This is a genomic window from Flavobacterium magnesitis, assembly GCF_041729735.1.
GTDB classification, from domain to species: domain Bacteria; phylum Bacteroidota; class Bacteroidia; order Flavobacteriales; family Flavobacteriaceae; genus Flavobacterium; species Flavobacterium magnesitis.
Genome location: NZ_JBCFQK010000003.1, coordinates 1 through 23,818, shown reverse-complemented (window position 1 = coordinate 23,818; position 23,818 = coordinate 1). Strand labels below are relative to the sequence as shown.

Below are 23,818 nucleotides of genomic sequence, written 5' to 3'. Positions count from 1 at the left end.
TAACAACCATTTATAATTTCTGATCATGTTCATTACATTTTTTTTTAAATTATTATTATATTCTATCGTTTTAAATTATAGTGTATTACCTAAACGATACATCTTAAACAACGCTAGTTTTATTTATTATCCACTTTAAACCAGTCAAAATCGGCATAGCCTCCCATTCTAACCTTAGGATCGCTAATTGCAAAAATTCCTATTTTTGCCGAAATCCATAAATCTTTGGTTGCTTTTGCTGCTATTCCAATAGGCTTAAAATCATTTCCATTTTCGCTATAACTAAACTCACAAGCCGCATCTGGCGCAGTGATTTTCATTCGCAATTGCACCTCATTTGTTTTCAATAATTTTTCTTCAATAATGGTCTCAGCAACTCCATTTATTGCGTTGGCACATACAACTTGTTGTACCCAATATTTATTATCGTGAAATGCAATTGCCACATAAGTGTAGGATTGCCCCATTAAAAGCAATCCTGCTTTTTTACCATTGGTTTCCCATTCGGTTGTTAATTTTACTTTAGTGGTAGCGGTAAAATTAGGTGCCGGTAATTTTTGCAATAGCAAATTAGGCACGTCCCATAAATTAGGTTCTTCTTTTTGACTGATAGTAAATAACCTCAAATAATCTGTTCCCGGAATTTGGGCAGACCATTTTATAGAAGCATTAGCATACCATTGCCATTGTAAACCGTATTTGCCATTTTCAAATTCGTCACTTTCAGCAGGGTGAACCAGAGCTGATTTTAGTTTAGAAAAAGGTTTATTATAACTGCTAACAGGTTCGCCAATACCATTCCCATCGAAGTCCTTTCCAATAACAGGCCAGCCGTCTTTCCATTCCATGGGTTGTAAATGTAATACCCTACCGTAAACTCCCTGATCCTGAAAATGTAAAAACCATGAGTTATGATCAACAGAAGTTACCCAAGCTCCTTGATGTGGACCATTAATAGCGGTACTGCCTTGTTCGAGAACAATCTTATCTTCGTAAGGTCCATAGATGTTTTTAGAACGCATCACTACCTGCCAACCCGTTTCTACTCCGCCTGCAGGGGCAAAAATATAATAATAGCCGTCTTTTTTATACAATTTAGGTCCCTCCATTGTATGATGTTTGTCGTGTCCATCAAAAACGTTTTGCCCTTCATCCAGTACTGCTGTTCCTTCTGAATTCATTTTATTTATAACAAGTACGCTGTTGATTCCCGCACGGCTTCCTGCCCAAGCATGAATTAAATAAGTATTTTCACCGTCCCATAACGGACATGGATCGATGATTCCTTTTCCTTCCATTACTAAAACAGGTTTATCCCATTTACCGAAAATATCTTTGGTTTTTACCATATAAACCCCAAAATCAGGATCGCCCCAATAAATATAAAATTCTCCTTTATGAAAACGAATTGCAGGAGCCCAAACGCCTTTACTGTGCTGAGGAATATTAAAAACAGTTTCCGGAATTTGTTTTTCCAAAGCATAATTAACGATTTCCCAATTAACCAAATCTTTAGAATGTAAAATGGGTAAACCCGGAGTGCAATTAAAACTACTGGCGGTCATGTAATAGTCATTTCCTACCCGAATGACATCAGGATCAGAATAATCAGCATACAAAACAGGATTGGTATAAGTCCCGTCACCACGGTCAGATTGCCAAACCCGGGAAACATATTTTTCTTGGCTGAACATCTTAACAGAAGTAAAAACCATAAAAAATAGTATAACTAAATTTATATATTGAATAGTTAAACGCATTTTAATTGTATCAGTTTTATTTAATAATCACTCGCAAAGGATTTGCAATAATTTTTGCTTGCTTAATTAGCATTTCGTCCCATTGGTTAACATCCGAAACCTGACCGCTTCCTGTCCAGGCAAAACCGGCGTAATAGGTTAATTTAGCCTCTGGATTAGTGACAATTAATAAATTACTTTGGTCTGGCGTCTTGGAATCATTGGCAAAAGCAGTTTCAACCCATTCAGGAGCTAAAACAATTCCTTCACCCACAAAAAAATTATCTATCGCTTCCCAATGACGGAACCAACCGTTGAGTTTATTTATATTGACTTCGCCTTTCTTCTCATGCAGCGTAATTCCCAGTGTATAATTTGGTATCTTTTTATCAGAACGAAGGTTAATCTCAAATTTTGAAAAGTTAGAATTCAAATCCAATGAAATTCTTTTAGTTTCACTAACGCCATAACTGCTCCAGGGTGCATAAGTCAATTCAAAAACGGTTCGTAATGGCCCTGTTGCGATTGTTTTATAGCTGATATAATTTTTAGCTACCTTCAAGCTGTCCTCTTCCCAAATTCCTGTTCCACCTGTACCTCTACTCGCTCCCACATGATAAGGATCATATCCCTCGCCGTGTTCAATGTGATAATATCCCGGGCTTTCTACATTTTTTTTATACCAACTGTCAATAATGGGATAATCCACTTTTTTAAGCCAAAGATCAATCCCACTGGATAGTGTTCCTCCTTCTTTAGCTTCTTCCACTAATTGTTGGGCTGTTGGGCCATAAGCCCTAAAAGCTACTTTGTTATTTTCCCAGGCGTAATCATCAATACGCTCCGGAACAAAACGGGAATAAGTTGTTATTTTACTTTCGGGAACTTTCACAGTATCTGAAACTATTGAATAATTTACTACACTATTGGCTTTTATATCCACTTCAAAAAGCAACTCATCTCCATTACCGTCATGGTTATAATCAATCCACTGGGTTCTTAAATAGTCCTTAGTACCCTGAATTTTAACCCGAACATTTTTCTCGGAAGTGTTTTTTAATAAACCCGACAATTTAGCACTTGGAATACTCACAATTTCCTTACGGTTGAATTCCAGATTATTTTTCACTTCAACATCAACTTCGTTGAATTTGTTTTTTACAGAACAAGCAGAAGTACATCCAAGAATAAAAACTCCAGCCATGATGACACTTGATTTGAAATGTATTTTCATTGTATTATTTTATTTAATTTTAAAAGAAACTCCTTCTACATGTTCTCCAATAAAAAATCGAGCCATATCGGAAGTTTTATACCATTTGGGTTTTCCTTGCATTTCATCATGAATTATGACTCCATTTATCATTAGGTTTTCAAAAGTGATGTTCTTAATTTTCCTTTGTTCATTATACCCGGCTATTATAGATAAATTGGCGTTTTTACCATTGTATTTTATATTTCTAAAAACTACATCTTCAATACCCAAACCCGGTGCAGTACAATATTTGGTATTATAAAACACTCTCAAATTAAGCAATTGTCCTTCCCTGAAATCTTCTACTCTTATATTTTCAAAAAGGACATTTTTAGCCAAATTATTATCTCCTACATTAATGCTCATACAGCCCTGATAATCAACCTGCATTTCTTTTTGATCTAAGATATCAATATTAATATATTTTAAATTTTCAAGAACATCCGGATCTTTACTGTTTCCATGTGTGCCGATCAAAATAGGATGTCCAACATCTGCCCATAGTGTGGAATTTTGCATTGTAATATTCTTGCAACTTCCTGTGTATTCCATTCGGGTTCCATAAACAGTGGTGCAATCATCAGAAGAACGGATAAAAACTCCATCAAACAACACATTATTACTTGACATTACATTCATTCCGTCTCCCCATCCATAAAAACTAGTAGTTTTAAAGTTTGTTATTTTTACGCCATCAGATCCACCGGTAAAACATTGAGAAGCGAAAACGCCTTCTACATTCACATTTTTAGAATTAGCGATATGAATACCTCCTCTGATTTCCTGATCCACCATTCCTCTACCTTGAATGCTCACATTTGAAACATTATCTAATGCTATTCGTCCTTTAACTACAGCTCCACCAGCCAAATAAACGGTTTTATTAGAAGCTACTTTTAATTTTTGGTTGGGGATTTCATGAATTCCTGGTCCAAAATAAATCACGTTTGGATCTTTTGGATTTGGAACTTTTTTTTCAATTGGATTAGCAAATAAATGCAGATTATGAAAAATATCCCCATTGATTTCTACCGATAAATTAGCCGGATTAGACAACGAAAAACTTAGAGTATTCCCATTTATTTTTGGGACTATACCGTAAGACAGGGGTCTAACTTTAGCACTGTTAATTGCGCCTTTATTTGAAGTTACCGAAACTTCCACGGTTCCTGAAAAATCAAATGAAGCCATCGAAGCTTTTTGTACTGAATGCCCAGTTCCTATTACCTGATCTACTTTTATCCCATATTCAAATAAGTCTTTCCATTCTCCTCCTGGCTTTCTGACTTTTACTGAAAAATCATCATTGTGCATGCTTCTTTGAATATCTTCTGTTGTTTTGTAAACTACTAATTCCTGAGCTGTTATTTTAAATATTCCACAGAATACCAGTAGTAGCATTGTAATTTTTGACCAATTTTTTTCTTTAAATACCATTGTTTCTTTATTTATTTTTTAAAAATCCCATAACTAATCGGTTGAAATCAACTGGGTTTTCAAGATTGCTCACATGACCTGCATTGGGAACAATGACTTGTGTGGCACTTGGCACACATTCCATTAATTTGTTGATACCATTTTTGTCGGCTTCAGCTGTCAAAACCATTACCGGAACTGTTATTTTTTGTTTCTTCAAAATAGCAACCGCATCATTACCTAAAACCAAACGTGGTTCTGCATGCAATGGTTGCCATTGATCCCATTTATAAATCATATCCCAAAGAGCTCTTCTTATTTCTTCTAAATTAGTTCCACCGTTACTCATTAAACCGTTTAACCAATCCCATTTTTGGCTCATAGTTCCTTTTTGCTCCAGTTTTCTAATTTCGGCTCTCCGAACAGCCAATTGATCCTTTGTCCAAGGTTCAGACGGACCGGGAACCGGAAAAATATCTCCGCTGGCAGCAACTATGGATAAAAGACGGTCTTGGTGTAAAGCCAGGAAATCCGTAGCGATAAAACCTCCCATCGAAAGTCCGACGAAATGTGCTTTTTTGATTTTGAGCTTGTTCATCAACTTTAAAAGATCATCGGCATGTAAAAAGGCTAAGTCTTCTTTCGGTTTATCTGAATAGCCATATCCTCTGCAATCATATCGAATAACCCTGTACTTTTTGGCAAACTCAAAAAACTGAGGATCCCATTCGCTGTGATCAAAAGAATGTCCATGAATAAAAATTAAGGGTCCTCCTTTTCCCAATTCCTCATAATACAATTTTGCATCACCCACATCGACAAAACCAGTCTTCACTTCCTTAGGTAAAGCACTATTTTTATACACATCCCGAATCATTATTGGTAAAACAGGACTGTTGTAAAAAGAGGAAAATCCAGTCTTATTTGCTTTATCCACATTTACATGGGTTAAAAAAAAGCCATAGGTATTAGTTGTTTTATCTATCCAGGGATAGGCTCCTGCCCAACTTGGACTACTAATCAATACGGCATTGCCTTTTGCATCTACTTCTTCCCTCCATTCGCCAAGTCCATAAATCCCATTATGTTTTTCGGCTCGCACTTTTTCAACATATTCGGGCTCAACAATTCTGGCATTTCCCAATTGGTCTGATTGCATTTCAGCAATAGATTCCGGTTTTAAAATTTGTTTCCCTTTATAATTGCCATCATGACTAATCATTTCTAAAAAATGGGCATAATCATACAATGTACTTTTCGCACCACCTCCCAACATCGGACTATGCCCGCCACTATCGTCCACAGGAACAAAATGGGTATTTTTCATTCCTAAAGGCATCGCAATATTCTGCTGAAAAATAGTTTCAAAATCTTTCGCGGTAGCTAATTCGGCCATTCTCCCGGCTACCTGCATTGCCAATCCTCCATAATGAAATGAAGTTCCCGGTTGAGATTCAGCCGGTAAATTAACAATATGTTTTACCGATTCCTCCAATGTTTGGTAATCATCCGTAACCGAATCCTTAGGTTGGTAATCCGGAAAACCGGAAGTATGTGAAAAAAGCTGTCTTAAAGTAGCTTCTCCTTTTATATCTTTAAATTCAGGCAGCCATTTTTTTACTTTGTCATCCCACGAAAGCTTTGTTTTTTCAACAACCGAAGCTATCGTGGCTGCCGCTAACCATTTTCCTGCGGAAGCAATAAACACTTGGGTATCTCTATTGTAATTCCCAAAGATTTTTTCATAAACAACAGTATCATTTTTGGCAACTATAATTGATGCACCTGAATAATAACTGCTATCGACCCAAGTTTGGATTTTATGCTCAACTGCCGAAAAATCATATCCGTTTTTATTTTTGTGTCTTAGCTGAGCCGACAGATTACTAGCGCCTATAAAATGGCTAATCACTATTGCAATAGCAAAAAAATTTCTTTGAATACACAATATAATTTTCATTAATCGATTTCAATTTTGATCATTTGATAAGGCAATGGGGGAACCTCAAAACTTACCGTTTTTTCCTTACTATTGTATGTTCCTTTACATTGAGCACCTGGAACAGTCAAAGTAGCGTTCTTGATTTTTCTTTCTACTGATACGGTCAAGACCGAAGCAGCATCGGCACTGAAATACATTGTTCCGTTTTGGTTTTTCAATACTGCTGAAGCAATTTCGTTCCCTAAATCAATAGTATATTTTCCATTCGAAATATTTTTTCCATTACCTAAAAAGAGTGTAAAATCAGCTGCTTTTTTACTGATAATACCATAAGTTCCCGTAAACGAAAATTGTTTCTCAGTAAATTTTGTATCGGGAGTAGTATTCGAAAAAATAAAATCTTCTTGACCTGATTTATTATTCACATGAATCCCGACAAACTCATTTTTCCCAAAGTAATCCACCGACTGAATATTCGTTTCATTATTCAAAGCTGGTTCATAAATAGCTACAAAAGGTCTATTCCAAGCTTCACCGTTTTGCCTTACAACTAATGTTGGTATTGGATTATTATTAATATCATCAGGCAATAAATCATGACTTAAAGCAGTTGATTTTGGCGACAGCACCGAGAAAACTTTCCTATCTTCTTGTCCTTGCATCCATAGGTTCATGTTTACTGTTTTCTCTTTTAAAGCCAGATTGAATTTCCCTTTAAAATCCTGATTAGTCTCAACCGATTTTTTATCCCACATATAATCATAAGCCATCAAATCGCCATCACCAAAAGCTAATTTGCTGGTAGGTTTTAAATCTAAAGGAGTTCCAACTGTCGTTGTTAACTCTAAATTCTGTCCCAGATTATGAAAGAAGTATTCATTTTTCACATTATCGCCTTTATTTTGCGCAGAACGAAAGATGTCTATATAATAGCCCTCATCAGTACCATTCTTTACAATTCCCATTACTCTTCGTTGATTACTATTGGTTTCCGGTTCTAAAAAAGAAACATCCGAAAAAGTAATTCCGGGAACAATTCCCTCGTTTACTCCACTTTTAGGATAAGCGGCATTTACATCAAAAGCATGATTGCTTTTCATCTCCGGATATTTGGACTTCCCATTAACAATTACGGTATTGTGGGCAGGAAACTGGGTGTAATATTCGGCATATTCTATAGAAAAGTAACTGGATCCATGTCCCATTTCTGGAGCTAATGGCAATCCTTTACCATACAACTCCATTGCAATTCCGTTAGAGTGCATATGATTTCCTAAGGATCCTATTTCGCTAATCATTAAAGCTGAATCACCTTCGCCCTGACGTTGTACCAACCAACTGTTATGAGGTACATAAAACAACGGATTAGTATAATCGGTTAATTTTCCGGCTACACTATTTTTATTAAATGTCAATGCTTTTTCTGCAAAAAGATCCTGGATATTTTTACCTATAAATTTTCCTTCGGTTGCATTATCATCATAAATAGTTTTATACATTCGGGTAAAATATTCCTCGTCTTCTTTCTTGCCATATTTTTGAGCATTTTCAATCATGTAAAGAATAGGCTCAACGCGCAATTTTTTATAATGCCCGTCACCAAAAGAAACCATGTATTTGTTGGGATACAAATATTGAGCACTCGACTTTACCGACTGTTTTAATATGGGCATTTCTTTTAATAAATCGATATCAAAATTGCGGTCATAAAACTCGGCAAACGAAATAAAATCAGCAAGAACATTCATTGAATACCCCGGGCTTTCGTTCCAGATTCCTGTTTTTTTATCATAACCATAATCCATTAACTTATTCATCGACCATTGTCTGGTTGATGTTTGATTCATAATTTGATCCAAATAATATTGCGCTCCTTTTCCGTTTTTATACGCCGAATTATTTTCTAAAACCAATGCTATGTGGGAAATGTGAGCTGCCTCGAGTAAATTCCAATTATTGAAACTCACTCCGTTCTTGATGATTAAATCGGCCCATTTTTGCAAAGTTTGAGCATACAAATCCAATCTTTCAGGATGCTGTTTTTTGATATACCCATAAAGAAAATCGTACCCCTGACTAATTTCATTCAAAATATGCTCTTGAATAACTTCAAAACCTGCATAACCTACTAAGGTTTGATGGTGACCATGACTCAAATCGATTGGTTCTTTACGATAATAAATTCCTTCTAAATAAGTATCCAAAACGGAATAGGCCAAATCACCATACACTTGTTCGCCAGTAAACCAATACATAAATGCAGCATCTCTGGCAATACTCATAATCTCTCTGTTAATAGCCCCTAAAATTCCACTTGTAGCAGGTATTGGTGCCCATTCCCATACATTTGTCGATTTGTTTTGGAGATACAATCCTCTTGGATCGTCCATATAGGGTTTAACATCCACTAATTTAGGATGTTTATAATTTGTAGGTGTTCCTCGTCCTCCTATAAATTTAACAGTAGGTACTGGTGCTTCCCCGTCAGCATGATCATAAATTCCTCCTTTTATATAAACCTGAGTTGCTTTAGTTTTCCAATACATCTGAAGTCGGGAAACTAACCAGCTTTTATCTGTTTTGTAATGAGTAATATAAGGTGCTAAATTATTTTTGGTTTTTGTAATAATAGCTGCAGCCCAATCTTCTTTTTGCACCAATTGTTTCACCTGGTTCAAAGACATCTCTTTCCCAAAAACACGCGGATGCTGTGTCCCAACATTTTGAGGTACAGGCAGATTTTGAGATTTCACATTACTTATTGAAAGCAATAGAAAAAGAAGTACCAGAATTTTATTTTGCATATTAATTTCTTTTTATTTTATCAAGTTACAGAAAATTTGATTAGCAGTTGCCAAAGTAATTTTTGGCAACTATACTACAGTAATCAAACTAATTACAAACTAACCAAAATTTGTATTGTTTCATCCCTATTTTTGAAACGTTTAAATTCGTTCTAAAAATACAAGAATCATTTATCTAAGTTTCAATTTGTGTTCTTATTTAATTCTAAAAAACAGTTACTGAGTAACCAATTCAGCAACTGTTTTTGACATCATAAACACACTAATTACAAGTCAACCAAACCTGTATTTCTATTATAAATTCACTCTGCATACACCGTCTTTAGAATAGGATAAAACAGCTTGAACCGTTTTTCAATATTACTAAGAATCTCTGTTTTTAAAGATAAATTATGGTTCATTTTCTATAAATTATAAACCATAAACAATCGAAAACCCTCTGTTTTGTTGCCTTTTTATATTAAATACATAATCTTAACAAAATTCAACAAATCATTATTTTAAAAAATCAATTTCTATAAATAATAAAGCCGGCTACTCTGTAAAAAAGTAGCCGGCTTATAACTTAATAAATAACGTTATTCTTTAATAATTTTCTTCACGGTAATTTCAGTTCCATTTGTAATATACAATGAATAAATTCCCGTAGCTAATCCTTCCAAAGACATCACTTCCAAAGTATTTATCAAAGCTTGAGAACGAAGCTTAATTCCTAAGGCATTGAACAACTCTAATTTTGCAGCAGTATGCACTTCGTTTACTTTTATATTCAAATCACTACTAACAGGATTAGGGTAAACTACAACAGCTTCTGTTATATCTTCATCAGTAATTAAATTTTTACTGGTTTGTTTACCGGCAACTGTGCATGAACCTAACTTATCTCCGTGATTCAAATGTGCCTGAACTGAGCTTGAACTCACACAAATTGCTTGGTTATTATGGCAAACCATCACTTTGTCACCCGAATTGCCACATTGTACATTGAGTGTTTTAATAACAATAGAAGCTGTTGTCTGACAATCTTTAGCATCAGTTATTACCACAGTATAGGTTCCCGCTGCTGACACTGAAACACTTTGCTTGTTTTGGTTTGTACTTACATTCCATTGATATGTATAAGGTGCTGTACCTCCGGATGGAGTTGCAGCAATAGTAAGCGACGGGGTTCCATAACCAATATAAATAGTATTCTTCTCATCTACCGCCGAATTAAGCGCATACACATCAGGAATCGTTGCGGTCAATTGAACCGGATTAGTGTCATCACAGTCATTATTGTTTTCTACACCGCAAGCAGTTGGAAATCCAGCTCCGAGTCCGTCACCATCATCATCAGCATACAATATTTTAGTATCATCACAATCAGTATTATTAATTGCATATCCTTCAGGTGCTATTGATGAACATAACATTACCGTTGTAGTTGAACCAAATCCATCCTTATCAGCATCTACATAATATTGAATTGGCTGATGAACAGTCGCATCGTTATCATTACAGTCGGTATTGTTAGTAGCATATCCTTCAGGAGCATCATTAACAGCAAGCAAAGCAGTTATAGTTGATCCAAAACCATCCTTATCTGCATCTACATAAAATGTCTTATTTACAGTTAGCGGTTGTGTAACTGAAATTGCAGCATTGTAGATTTCATTTCCTGTCTGTGAAGCTGTAATTGTTGCTGTTCCAGCTCCAACAAGATGTATTTTTCCATCAACAATAGTTGCTACAGCCGGATTAGAACTGGTATAATTCACTAATAATCCTGAACTTGCAATAGCACCACCATCAAAATCTGCATCCCCTATTGTTTTTGCTGATAAGCTATTAAACATAATATTCTGATCGTTTTTAACCACAACAAGATTTCGTTTTACAACGTCGGCAGCATAATAATTAGCATCTCCGACCTGGGTAGCTGAAATCTCGGAAGTTCCCGCTCCTGCAATATGCATTTTTCCATTTACTATAGTTGCTACAGCTGAATTAGAGCTTGACAAAGTTACTGGCAATCCCGAGCTGGATACAGCTGAGCCAAAATCGGCCATTCCCACTTTCATAACATCTATAGCAGCAAAAGTTATTGTTTGATAAGCCGGAGCAACCAAGGCCTGTAACTCGGCAACATTTTTCACGGTTTTAACCCAATCCACCTGATAATCAGTTTCGCCTGATGTAATATCAGCTATTTTAAATTGAAAAGTTGTTAAAGCGGTTGGAGTAGTTAATATACCACTTGAACCAAAACCCGTTTTAGAAAGATCAAAGTAATAAATATCATTCCCCACTTTGCCTGTCCATTTGTTACTACCATTACCGAAAGAACCTAAATTAGAATCTAAAATAATATTGGCAACTATTGGCTTTTTCAATTTAATGGCTACAATAGGATAATTGGCAGGATACAATGTTGCACCAGCGGTACGTTTGATATCTCCACGATAAGATCCGTTGGTTTGTTTAGCAAGTCCTACCCGTAAATGGCCGTTATCGGCAAAGGAATTAGCACCACTGGTAGCAACGCTCCATCCATCTGTTGTTGTCGAAAAATTATCATTAATCAGACCAGTTACAGGATCAAAGGCTGTAAGCTCTGCTACTGTTTTAACCGTTTTAACCCAATCAACAGTATAACTTGTTTCACCAGAGGCAATATCGGCTACTTTAAATTGAAAAGTTGAAAATGTAGCAGCAGCAGTAGCTGACAACATGGTAGGTGTTGCACCAAAACCTGTTTTAGAAAGATCATAATAATAAATCTCCTCTCCTACTTTTCCGGTCCATTTGTTAGCAGCATTTCCATAGCTGCCTAAGTTAGTATCAAAAGTAAAATTGCAACTAACAGGCTTCTTCATCTTAATGGCTAAAATTGGATAATTACCAGGATGAACCGTTGTAATGTTATTCTGCATATCTCCCCTTCCTTTTCCATTCGATTGAATTACTGTAGTAATCTTTAATTGCCCGTCTTCAGCAGTAGCAACTGATCCAGTATTTACCGCTTTCCACGTTCCTGTTGAAGTGGTAAAATTATCATCAATTAATCCCTGATTTACAAATGGATAATCATTGGACGAATTCAAATAAAACAATAAAGATCCATAACCCGGGTTATCCGCTCCAACAGGAGCTCCTTCAGCTCCCATTCTTCCTAATACAGCCATTGTTTGAGGCATGGTCAAACCTTTTCGATACACATAATGATTATAAGCAATTTCAAACACAGGTCTTAATTGACCACGACCATTTGCAGAAATAGCGGTTGGAGTATAGTCCTGGTAATTTTTTTCGCAATAATCATAACTGGTTTGATAAGGAACATCCTGTCCTAAATTATATTGAGAAGTGTATTCGTAACCTCTCATAATAGCATTATTATTAGCAGAGTATAAATCCACACCTTGTTTCAATGCCATTTCTGCCAATTCAGCAAGAGAACCTAAAGCCAGCATCGTATGAGGCTGATCTCGATTACTTTCCTGTAATTGACCTGCATCGGTAAGTACATAGTTTTTAATACTTCCATTACCTTCTCCGTAATAATAGTAGTTTATTGTTTTATTGAACATGGTAACATCTTCGGTAAAAACGGCAATTCCCATTAAGGCTTTCATACAAATGATGTCCCAATTACCATGAGCACAAGGCCTAAAATTCCCTATTACAGGATAAAAAACCGACTTCAGCATATTTTGACACTGCAAAACTTTGGCTACCGGCCATGAAGGGTAAACCGAACGCATAATCTCAGCCGCATTAACCAGTATAAATCCATATAAGCCATTTAACTCAGCATCACCGCCAATGATTGATGTTGTTGTCGCAGAATAAGCATCCAATATCTGAATGGCTTTTAAAGCGTGTGCCTCATTACCATTAATTTTATACATCAGCGCATTGTAATAGGCTGCTAAGAAATCACTTTCTACATTATTTTTAACTGTTCCTCCAGCTACACCGCCAACTGTGATAGAAGGATCTCTTGTAAGAGCAGTATAAGGTCCTTTCATTGTATAAGTTGCAGAAGCTTTTCCTGACGCAACCAAAGCCTGATAACTCTGATACGGGCGACCAGACTGTTGAGCTACTAAATCCTTAATTCTGTTAAGGTCGGTTGCATTATGAAGTAAACCGGGATGAACAAAAGTACCACTAAATTCAAATTGGGGATTAGTTGTTCCGGAAGGATTTAAAAAAGTACGCAGTGCATCTACCGAAGCAAAACTCTTGATCCAATCTACCTGATAATTAGTTTTATTTGCTGCAATTTCTTCATCTGTCAAGACAATATCGGCAATTTTAAATTGGAATGAAGTTAGTGTAGTTGCCTGAGAAGTTGAAAGCGTAGTGCTACCTAATTTACCGGTTGAAAGATCCCAATAAAAGACATTACCACTATCCGTAACAATTTTGGTCCCATTGTTATTAACCCCATTATAAGATCCTAAATTAGTATCAAAAAAATAATTACAACGCGGTGGTTTGTTTATCTTAATGGCAATGATAGGGTAACTTCCAGCATGAAAAGTTATGCCTCCGTTTTTTTTAAAGTCAGCACGGTATTTTCCTCCCGATGCTGCCGGAAAGTTCACATTGTATTTTCCATTTACAATTTGTCCGGTAGATCCTGCTGTTGCAGGAACCCAGTTGTAGGTTGCTCCGGTAGCAAAATCATCATTTATCAATCCGGTTTGAGCTTCAGCTTTTATAAATGAAAAAAGCAATAACAGAATGGCTACTGTAGCAAAATTGAACAAACGGTATAATTTTTCATACACTGTTTCAGCTATAGCAACAATCTCAACAGGCTGGAGTAAAGTAAAGTTTTTGTCAATATTTATAATATTAAATTTTTTCATAGGTTGTTTTTTAAATATAAATTCATAATTTATATTTTCTGGTTTTGGTTATTATCCAACTCATTGTCTTTGAATTGAATTTGTTTTTAATCATCTCATTTTGATATGCAATCAATAGGAATGGCATATCACTCAAGTTTAGTTTTTTTGTTTACTCATAGGCATTTTTATTTGATTATAGAATTCAGTTCTCTTTATTTATCTATAATCAAAAATACCTACACGAATTCTCCCTGAATACTAATTATCAACCATTTTGCATAAACTATCACCCATTTTTAAATTTATTTGATTAAAAACACAGTTAAATTTTACAATTTATTTTTTCACTGTAAAACACTCAATTAAAACCATTTACAACAGAAATAAACTCTCCAATAATTCTAAAAAAAAACCAAGACTGCACTTGATAAAACGCAATCTTGGTGTATAAACATTGGTAATGGTTTAGATAAATTGTACTCTTACCTTATTTAAGGTTAATATTTTGGACAAAATCTTTTATAATATAATTATTGTCTTTGTCCTTTTGAATAACTTCTCCTTTAATTTTGAAATTCTCAATTTCAACATTTTGTATAAGTCTATCTTTTGAAAAGCCTTCTATTAAAGATGAATTTACTGAACGACCATTATAGCTTATATCTCTCAAAACTAAATCTTGAATACCTCGCCCCGGAGCATTACTGTATTTTTCATTAAAATAGACTCTAAAATTAAACAGCTGTCCTTCTTGAATATCATCAATTCGAATGTTTTCATAACGAATATTTTTCACCAAGTTATTATCACTGGCACTGATAGCTAAACAGCCCTGATAATTACGATCGTCTTCATCATGCTCTAGAATATCAATATTAGAAAAGGTTATGTTTTCAATTACTTCAGGAGCACCTTCAGCATTTCCATGCAGTCCAATATTAGTAGGGTGAGCTACATCAGCCCATAAAATTGAATTATGTATCAAATAATTTTTAGCATCTCCATAAAAATCCCAACGGTGTCCATAAATAGCAATACAATCGTCCGAATTCCTCATAAATACATCATCAATTTCTACATTGGAGCAAGACATTAAATCGATACCATCACTCCAACCTTTGCTGCTAAAAGATTTAATATTCCGAATGAGTACATCAGTACTTTGACCTCCATAGATCGTATAATGAGATGGGTTAATAAAAATAACACCGTCAACCGTTACGTTTTTTGAATGCCTTATTTCTACTCCTCGTTCTGGTTGCATAACAATCCCTCTTCCTCTAATAGTTACATCATTAGCATTATTTACTAAAAATTTTGCCTTAACGATAGCTCCACCATCAATATATACTGTTTTTCCCGAAGGAATATGATAAACATCTCCAGGTTGATCATTAGGCTGATGTATACCCGGACCAAAGTAAATTACATTAGGATCTTTAGGATTTGGTTTATCTTTCTCTATGGCATTGGCGAAAAGATGCAAATTATGTAACCTATCACCATCAATTTCAATGGATAATTTAGAAGGTTTGTCTAAAGAAAAAGTAATGGTATTTCCGTTTACTTTTGGCTGTATCCCTGAAATTGCCGGACGAATGTTAACCCGATTTATCAAACCATTATTTTTTTTAACCATTACCTCTACTTCCCCAGAAAAATCAAAATAGGTCATTGAGGCAATTGACTTAGTATCTAAATCTACCTCAACATTGTATTCAAATAAATCTTTCCATTCCCCTTTTGGGGTTCTTACCAAAACGGTAAAATCATCATTATGTGCCGAATATTGATACCCTCCAGGTGTGTTGTAAGTGATTAATTCTTGAGCCGATAACTGCCAAAACATCACTAATCCTAAAAAAGTAAAAAAAGTTTTATTAATGCTTTTCATTATTATCTACATTAAAATAATTAAAAATAAACCCATTGATATAATTTTCAAACTAATTATATCAATGGGTAAGTGAAATCATATTGCTACAAGTTTACTCTACACTATACAATAAAGTCCCAAAACCTAGATCATCATATCCTCCACTATTAGGATTTAGATCACCACTTCCTCCTTCAGGGTAACCTACATCTTTAGCCGTTTTTATATAACGAGCTGTGATTCCTTTCCCTTTTGTATAATGATTAAAAATTCTTTCCCATACTGGTCTGATTTGGCTTCTCCCAGCATCATCAGCTGCTGTAGTATGCGTTACATTAGCACAGTTAGTGTATGTTTTAAATGGTACACTTAATCTTGCAGCATTGTATTTAGCCACATATTCAGCTCCTTTCAATATCATATTATCATTATAACCATAGATATCTAAACCTTGAGTTTTACCCATTTGAGCAATCGAACCTAGTAAACCAATAACCATCAAAGTATGTCCCTGATCACGACCACTTTCTTGAATTTGTCCCAAATCAATATCATCATTTGCTGTTTTAGTATGGATGTGGTTAATGGCTTTTATCAATTGACCATTTCCTACTCCTTTCATCAAATAGTTAATTACGTAGCTGTACTTTGGTACATCATCATTCAATACCGCTATTGACATCATAGAAGCTAAATTACACAGATCCCAGTTAGCCCAATAATGCGTACTGCAAGCATTCCAATGCGTATCTAAAAATTCTTTATTTACCGGATAAAATACATCCAACATCCATTTTTTAAATTTGGCTAAATCAGTAGCATTCCAACCTGAATAATCACGCATGATTTCAGCAGCATTTGCAAACTGATATCCATAAATTCCTGCACCTAATGCTTTATTAGAATCACCACTGATAGAAGTACAAGTAGCGGCCCAAGCATTCAAAATTTGGATAGATTTGTTAGCATAAGCTACATCACCTGTAATTTTCCAACGAATGGCTGTTAAATAAGCGGCATGAGCATCTTCCATAGCTGTTGAATAATTATCTGGTAAAGGTTCTTCTCTTGAACCTCCTCCTCTAATAAGAGTGACTACAGGGCCTTTCATCACATAAGTAGCAGAAGCATGGCTATTAGAAATCATTTTATTATACCCTGAAATCCATGGATCTACCTGATTATCAACCTTTGTTTTCATTCTGTCAAAATCGGCTTGAGAATGTAGTAATCCTGGATGAGCAAAAACTTTATTTGCAGGCACAGTAATATCTTCTATTACAGCAACTTCCTCTACCTTTTTTTCTGGTAATCCATATTCGTAAGTGCAGGCAATAAAAGACAAAGAACTAATTATTGCGATTGCTATTTTTGTATTTATCATTTTTTATATTTTTAGAAGTGTTTTCATTTTCTAATAATAGACCAAGAATAGAGATACTATTCTTGGTCTATAAATTACTTATCATTACAAACCAAGGAATACCTGAAGTTCTGCTTTATTTTTAAATGTACGTATCCAATCTACTTCATATCCTGTTTCAGAACCTACTATATCCGCTATTTTGAACTGTCTTGTTGCCAATTCAGTATCAGCTAAATAATCAGCAGACAAATCATAGTAAATCACATTTTGAGCAACATAATCTGTTTTGTATTTATTATTACCCACACTAATTCCTCCAGCAACGGCAGGATCTAATACTATATTACCCGTTCCTGGTTTAACTGCTCCAGTACCTGTAAAAGTAATTTTCATAGCAAGAATAGGATAAGCAGGAGATTGTACCCATTTTGTTTTTGCAGCTCCACCAGGAGAAGGGAAAACACTATTGATAATATAGTATAAATCGGCACGACGTTTACTTGCAGAAGTTCCTAATTGAACAGGATCAAAAGTTACTTTTAGTTTTCCATCTTCAATTTTAGATGTTGCATTTTGGGCTGGTAGCCATTGAGAATCTGTTGGATCGTCAAATTCAAAAATATACTTCCCTTTGGGTGGTGCTATCACAGTAAGTTCTGGTCCGGTAATAATTTGATTTTCTAACCACACTCTTACTTTTCCTGTAACTGCTCCTTTAGGAATTAATACTGCAATTTGCGTATTAGAAACAGAAACAACACTTCCTGTAAAAGCATCTTTAACCAATCCATCAGAGAATTTAACACTCACTTTTGATGCATCAGTACCAAAACCTTGTCCAGTAATCACTATTTGATCACCTACATTACCAGAAGTGGGTGAAACAGAAGTAATGGTAGCGCCTGTTGAGTATTCGAAATCAGCAGTTGTAGCTGTATTTGTCCATACATTAACTGTGATAGGTCCTGTACCTGCGTTTTGAGGTACTCTAACAGTAACCGAAGTATCAGTGTAACTTAAAATTTCATCTACAAGAACACCGTTAAAATAGATTTTAGCAGCTTGTTGATATTCTCCAAAATTAGTTCCTGTCAAAGTAATAATATTTCCAGAAGTTCCTACTGAAGGCGAAACAGAGTTTACTGTTACAGCTGGATAAGTAACCAGAGGTTCTCCTGTAAAATCTTTTTCCTGATCACTACAAGAAGCCATTAGCAGCATACTAAATAGTACTACTACAGCTTTTATTTTATTTTTTACAATATGATTCATTTTGTATAATTTTAAAGGTTACTAATTAATAGCCTGGATTTTGTAACAACTTAGGATTTAATTGCTGTTGTGTTGTTGACACAGGAAATAAATAATGTGTACGTTGAAAATTTCTATTTGCTGCCGGATCTAGTAATAAAGCATTCAAATTCCCTTTTCCTGTAGCCACTGAAAGTTCTCCATGAGGATAAGAAGCTGGTTTGTAAATAGCTGCGTTACCTTGATAGTCAGTCCCTTGAATAACCGATCCTAAAATTGGTTCATTTAATACCTGCTCAGCGATACCCCATCTTTTTAAATCATCATAACGGCTATTTTCACCAAACAATTCAATAGCTCTTTCTCTTCTAATTTCGTCTAACATATTCAAATTATTAGCCGTTACAAAAGCATTAGTCAAAGCTGGAAGACCTGCTCTTTGTCTTATTAAATTAACGGACTCATTTAATTGAGCATCCGTAATTGTTCCATTTAACTCATACAAAGCTTCTGCATACATTAGATACACCTCAGCCAATCTAATTTGTGGATAATCTGCTGATTCTGTATTAGCGGCTCTGTAAGTACCATATTTATAAGCTCTAAATTTTCTATTAGCATAACCAGAACCACTATCTCCTCCAGGGCCAAATAATTTTATAGCTCCTGAAACGGGGATTGCATCGGTAGCTAAATCAACAAAATAAGATGTTAATCGGTAATCACGATTTCTATACTCATCCCCTACTTTTACATATCCTTGAAACAAAGGCGATTTATCTACTGGTAAACCGTCAGTACAAAGAAACATATCCATAAATTTTCTAGACGGAGCTAATCTTGAACCTACAGTATGGCTTAAGTTTGTTCCTGCTTGTAATAAACCAAAATCATATTTATTGTAAAGAATAAACTCTTTGTTAGTTGATTTATCCAAACCTGCAGGATTAGAACCCGCATCTTCAAGGTTAAACAAATAATACATACTAAAGTTATTTAGCTGTGAATTATAATTCCATAATTGGTAACCACCATTACTCATTACATCTTTAGCTAATGTAATTACCTCTTCTAAATAAGCAGTGGTATTTGCTGCAGCTCCTTCACTTCCTGCACCTGTTGTAATCCCATCTCCATCAGTAGTAGTACCTACATATTTTTCCCAAGTAGCCTCATACAATAATACTCTGGCTTTAAAAGCCTCAGCTGCCCATTTACTAACATGACCTTTATCTGCTGCTGAAATGTTTTGTTCTATTGGTAAATCAGGAATTGCTTCTGTTAAATCAGTTAAAATTTGGTTCATCACTTCATAACGACTGTTGCGTTTTCCGTATAACACCTCGTCATTAATATCTACTACAGTGGTTACAATAGGCACTCCACCGTATCTTTTTAACAAAAAGAAATGATGCCAAGCTCTAAAGAATTTTGCTGCTGCAACATACTGTGCAATTGCAGCTTTATCCCCTTGATATTGTGCTGCTGCATTTAATAATATATTATTGGCTCTAATATATTTATATGGATTTCTCCAATATATATCAGATACAGCTTCTACTGTATTTCCTCTTCCTTCTTCTTGAGTAAAAGAGGTTAAATCAGTACCAAAATCCATGAAGTTGTATATATTACTACCATCAACGGCTCTCCAGCTCACCATTTTGTTATAAAAATCATTAGAAGCAGCCTTAAAGTTTGCAGGAGTTTTAAAATAAGAAGCCTCTGTTTGCGTATCTAGAGGATCTAAATCTAAATAATCACTCTGACAGCTTGTAAATAATAATACTGAAGACAGTACTAATGTTGTTACTATATTTTTCATATTAGTCGTTTTAATAATTAAAAGGAAACATTTAATCCTAAAGAAAAGGTTCTTGTAAATGGATAGATATTATTTGAACTATCTCCAAATTCAGGATCGTATCCATCTTTAACTTTTGAAAATTCAAACAAATCATTTCCTGAAAAATAAACTCTAAACTTATCCAACCCAAAATTGCCAATTTTCAAGTCATTTAAAGTATAACCTACTATTAGCGATTTTAATCTTATATATTGATTGTCTTGCAAAGCAAAATCGTTATTTTGCCAGTTCCATGCTGCTCTTGTTGTATTAGCTGTCATTCTTGGATAAGCTGCATCAATATTTGTAGGCGTCCAGGTTTTCCCAATAAAAGCAGTAGTTTGACTACCATATAATGTATTAAATGGATGCGATAAGAAACCTGTTCTAAGCACATTTTGTTCTAAAACTCCTTGAAAGAATGTTGAAATATCAAAATTACGATAGTTCGCACTCAGGTTAATACCATACACATAATGTGCAGCGGTATCTCCCATAAATTTCACATCTTTTACATCTATTATTCCGTCATTATTCAAATCTACTCTTTTAGTATCTCCAGAGCGTAATGCATTTAATCCAGTAGGAAGTGTAGCATTGTCATTAGCTGCATAGTAAGCATCTACTTCAGCCTGTGTTTGGAAAAACCCGTCTGTTTCGTATAAAAAAATTGCAGTCAAAGGATGACCTATAACATGAGGATGGTTAACAGTTCCATCAACAACTCCTTGAGTAATTGCTTCAGCATTTTCTTTTTTAAGCAAAATATTTCTAGTATCCCCCATATTAGCCGAAATACTGTATTTTACTTGTCCTATTTGACCTCTATACCCTAAAGTGGCTTCCCATCCTTTAGTTTCAAGTTCACCTGCATTCGTTTTTGGTGCAGTACCACCCAAAATATCTGGATAAATTATATTCGTCAACATTCCAACATTCTTTTTAGTAAAATGTTCAAATTTTCCAAATAGTTTTCTATTAAATAAGCTGTAATCTACAGCGTAATTTTTCATTACTACACGTTCCCACATATTATCATTTGAAGTAATCCCATTTACCCAGCTTGCCGCCTGTTGTGCCGCTGTTGTGCCAAAAATAGCACTACCATTGCTAATGTTAGAGACGTAACTATAATTGCTTATTCCTGACTGAGATCCCATTTCACTATAACTTGTTGTAAATTTTAAAAAGCTTAAAGGCTTAATGTTTTTCATGAAACTTTCCTCAGTAACAACCCATCCTGCTTGTGCTCCACCAAAATTACTCCACTTGTTCCCTGGTCCAAACTTAGAAGATCCATCACGTCTTCCACTAACTTCAAGTATATATTTATTCTTAAAAGAATAGTTAAATCGTGCTAAATAAGAATACAAGCCATTATGCCCTCTACCTCCTGTTGCTTCTACCTTATTTTCAATAGACCCCATGTTAATATCATATATTCCGTTATCAATGAAACCTAATCTATAACCATACAATCTGGTGTCTTCTGTTTTTTCAGCTGTTATTCCTAAAAGAGCTGAGAAATTATGATTTCCAAATTCTTTATCATAATTTAAAAATCCACCATAATTTTGATACGTTATTTGCTTCTCTTCCTGTCTTATTGAAGAAACTGAATTAACCGATTCAGGTGCTAAATCACCATACCAGTTATACTGAGGAACTGTGATAACATAATTAAGATTATTGAAAAAATCTTTATTGTAAGCTACCTTAGTTTGAAAAGTTAAACCATCATATAATTTAAAAGTAGCTGCTAAATTCATCATGATTTGATCTCTGGTAGTATTATCTCTACCTCCATCAACTGTAGCTGCAACGTGATTTCTATTTCCTGCTATATTAAAGTTAGCATACCATTGTCCATAAGGATTTCTGGATGGGAAAAATGGAGGGTCTTGTGATACCGAACCGTCTAAACCAGAAGAAGGTGAAGAAAGATCATACTTTAAATAAGACATATTCGTTTCTAACTTAAGCCAATCATTTACTTTATAATCATAATTTAATCTTACGTTATATTGTTTTTTTCCATCATAAGCAGTTTGAAGCGCACCCAAATCTTCAGAATACCCATAGGAAACTCGGTAATTTGTATTTTCAGTCCCCCCCGATATACTTCCAGTATGAAATGTTGAAACTGAATTACCAAACATCTCATCATATCTTGGAGAGTTAGAGATGTATACATTACCCCAAAATTGTGTTGGATATATTCCTGCATAGCCCGTCTTCATCAACTCTAAATTTTCTTTAGACTGCCATCCCCAGTAATTAGCATTTACACCATCTTGTTCTGCAGCTTCTAGCCATACTGTTGCATACTGTTGCATAGTAGGAGTTTGAGGTCTAATTCCTAATGTATTTATCCTTGTTGTGGTAGCAAGATCAATTTTCATTTTTCCAGATTTCCCTTTCTTAGTAGTTACCATAATAACTCCATTGGATGCTCGTGATCCGTAAAGCGCTGCTGACGCATCTTTTAATACAGTAACCGACTGAATATCATCTGGATTCATGTTATAAAAAGCTTCATTGTTGATTGCTGGATTCCCATCAATTACAATAAGTGGAGAACCACCATTAATAGAAGTTGCCCCCCTAATTTGTAAATTAAGACCTTCTCTTCCTGGTCTGGATGAATTTCTTGTAACCACCAATCCAGGAGTTTGTCCTTGTAAAGCCAAAGCTGGATTTGTAACAGCTCTATCCTGAAAAGATTTAGCAGTAACAGTTTCAATAGATCCTGTCGCTGTCATTTTCTTTTGTGTTCCATAGGCTACAACTACTACTTCTTCTAAGGATTTAGAATCTGAAACCATTATTACATTCAATACCGCTTTTCCTGCTACCGAGATTTCTTGATTTTGAAACCCTAGGTAACTGAATACCAAAACAGATTTATCAGAAGGAACACTAATAGAGAAATTTCCATCAATATCAGTCATAACTCCTTGTGTACTTCCTTTAACAACTACATTTACACCCGGAAGCCCCATATTATCTTCGGCAGAAGTTACTTTTCCTTTTATTGTTATTTGTTGTTCAGCTTCTTTTAGTACAGCTTTTTTTGAAGCGTTGAATACCCCATCATTTGCAGCAAAGGATTGGGAAGAAACGCAAACAAGAAAAGACATCACCAAAGAAGCTCTAAGTCTGTTCCATAATTCGGTTTTATTCAAAACATTTATTCTCATAATGAATTTGTTTTTGTTGTTAATTAATTTAGTTAGTTTTTTTGTTTTCGTTATATTCTATGTTAAGTATAGATTGATAATAAAATTTATGTTTTTTTTAATTTCACATTTAATAGTTTTTTAGGTTAATAATTTAGATGGTCATAATTTTAAATTGGTTTTATTATTACATCACGAAATAATACTGATACAATATTAAATATTATAGAAAATCATCACTATAACACATCGTTCAAAGAGTATAACTTATAGACCATTTTAATATAACCCCCCCAAAAA

11 protein-coding genes are annotated in these 23,818 nt (G+C 34.8%); all 11 read right to left on the bottom strand.

Going from position 1 to position 23,818, the window contains the following annotated elements; genetic code table 11:
- Positions 1 to 119: 119 nt before the first annotated feature.
- The 11 genes from AAGV33_RS03035 to AAGV33_RS02985 all read right to left on the bottom strand — a co-directional run bounded on the left by AAGV33_RS03035 (position 120) and on the right by AAGV33_RS02985 (position 23,539).
- Positions 120 to 1,715 (bottom strand): glycoside hydrolase family 43 protein, encoded by a 1,596-nt coding sequence (locus tag AAGV33_RS03035; RefSeq protein WP_373390475.1) that lies wholly within the window; start codon positions 1,713 to 1,715, stop codon positions 120 to 122.
- Between the two features lie 61 nt (positions 1,716 to 1,776).
- A complete protein-coding gene (locus AAGV33_RS03030) occupies positions 1,777 to 2,973 on the bottom strand; it encodes a DUF4861 family protein (protein WP_373390474.1) in 1,197 nt (398 codons plus the stop codon).
- 9 nt (positions 2,974 to 2,982) lie between these two features.
- The gene (locus AAGV33_RS03025) at positions 2,983 to 4,395 is read right to left on the bottom strand and encodes a glycosyl hydrolase family 28 protein (protein WP_373390473.1); all 1,413 of its coding nucleotides are present in this window, start codon (positions 4,393 to 4,395) and stop codon (positions 2,983 to 2,985) included.
- Between the two features lie 43 nt (positions 4,396 to 4,438).
- Positions 4,439 to 6,370 carry an alpha/beta fold hydrolase gene (locus AAGV33_RS03020; protein ID WP_373390472.1) on the bottom strand — a complete coding sequence of 644 codons (1,932 nt, stop codon included), beginning with the start codon at positions 6,368 to 6,370 and terminating at the stop codon, positions 4,439 to 4,441.
- Positions 6,370 to 9,156, bottom strand: a complete 2,787-nt coding sequence (locus tag AAGV33_RS03015; RefSeq protein WP_373390471.1) for a heparinase II/III domain-containing protein — start codon at positions 9,154 to 9,156, stop codon at positions 6,370 to 6,372. Before AAGV33_RS03015 ends, AAGV33_RS03020 begins: the two co-directional genes overlap by 1 nt.
- Before the next feature lie 578 nt (positions 9,157 to 9,734).
- On the bottom strand, positions 9,735 to 14,018 hold the full coding sequence (locus tag AAGV33_RS03010) for a DUF4979 domain-containing protein (RefSeq protein ID WP_373390470.1): 4,284 nt from the start codon (positions 14,016 to 14,018) through the stop codon (positions 9,735 to 9,737).
- 469 nt (positions 14,019 to 14,487) lie between these two features.
- Positions 14,488 to 15,894, bottom strand: a complete 1,407-nt coding sequence (locus tag AAGV33_RS03005) for a glycosyl hydrolase family 28 protein (protein ID WP_373390469.1) — start codon at positions 15,892 to 15,894, stop codon at positions 14,488 to 14,490.
- Between the two features lie 94 nt (positions 15,895 to 15,988).
- Positions 15,989 to 17,260 carry an alginate lyase family protein gene (locus AAGV33_RS03000; RefSeq protein ID WP_373390468.1) on the bottom strand — a complete coding sequence of 424 codons (1,272 nt, stop codon included), beginning with the start codon at positions 17,258 to 17,260 and terminating at the stop codon, positions 15,989 to 15,991.
- Positions 17,261 to 17,344: 84 nt separating this feature from the next.
- Entirely contained in the window at positions 17,345 to 18,514 is a 1,170-nt protein-coding gene (locus AAGV33_RS02995; RefSeq protein ID WP_373390466.1) for an IPT/TIG domain-containing protein, read from the bottom strand.
- A gap of 25 nt (positions 18,515 to 18,539) precedes the next feature.
- On the bottom strand, positions 18,540 to 20,318 hold the full coding sequence (locus AAGV33_RS02990; protein WP_373390464.1) for a RagB/SusD family nutrient uptake outer membrane protein: 1,779 nt from the start codon (positions 20,316 to 20,318) through the stop codon (positions 18,540 to 18,542).
- Positions 20,319 to 20,335: 17 nt separating this feature from the next.
- Complete coding sequence (locus AAGV33_RS02985; protein WP_373390462.1) at positions 20,336 to 23,539, bottom strand: SusC/RagA family TonB-linked outer membrane protein; 3,204 nt, start codon at positions 23,537 to 23,539, stop codon at positions 20,336 to 20,338.
- Between the last annotated feature and the right edge of the window lie 279 nt (positions 23,540 to 23,818).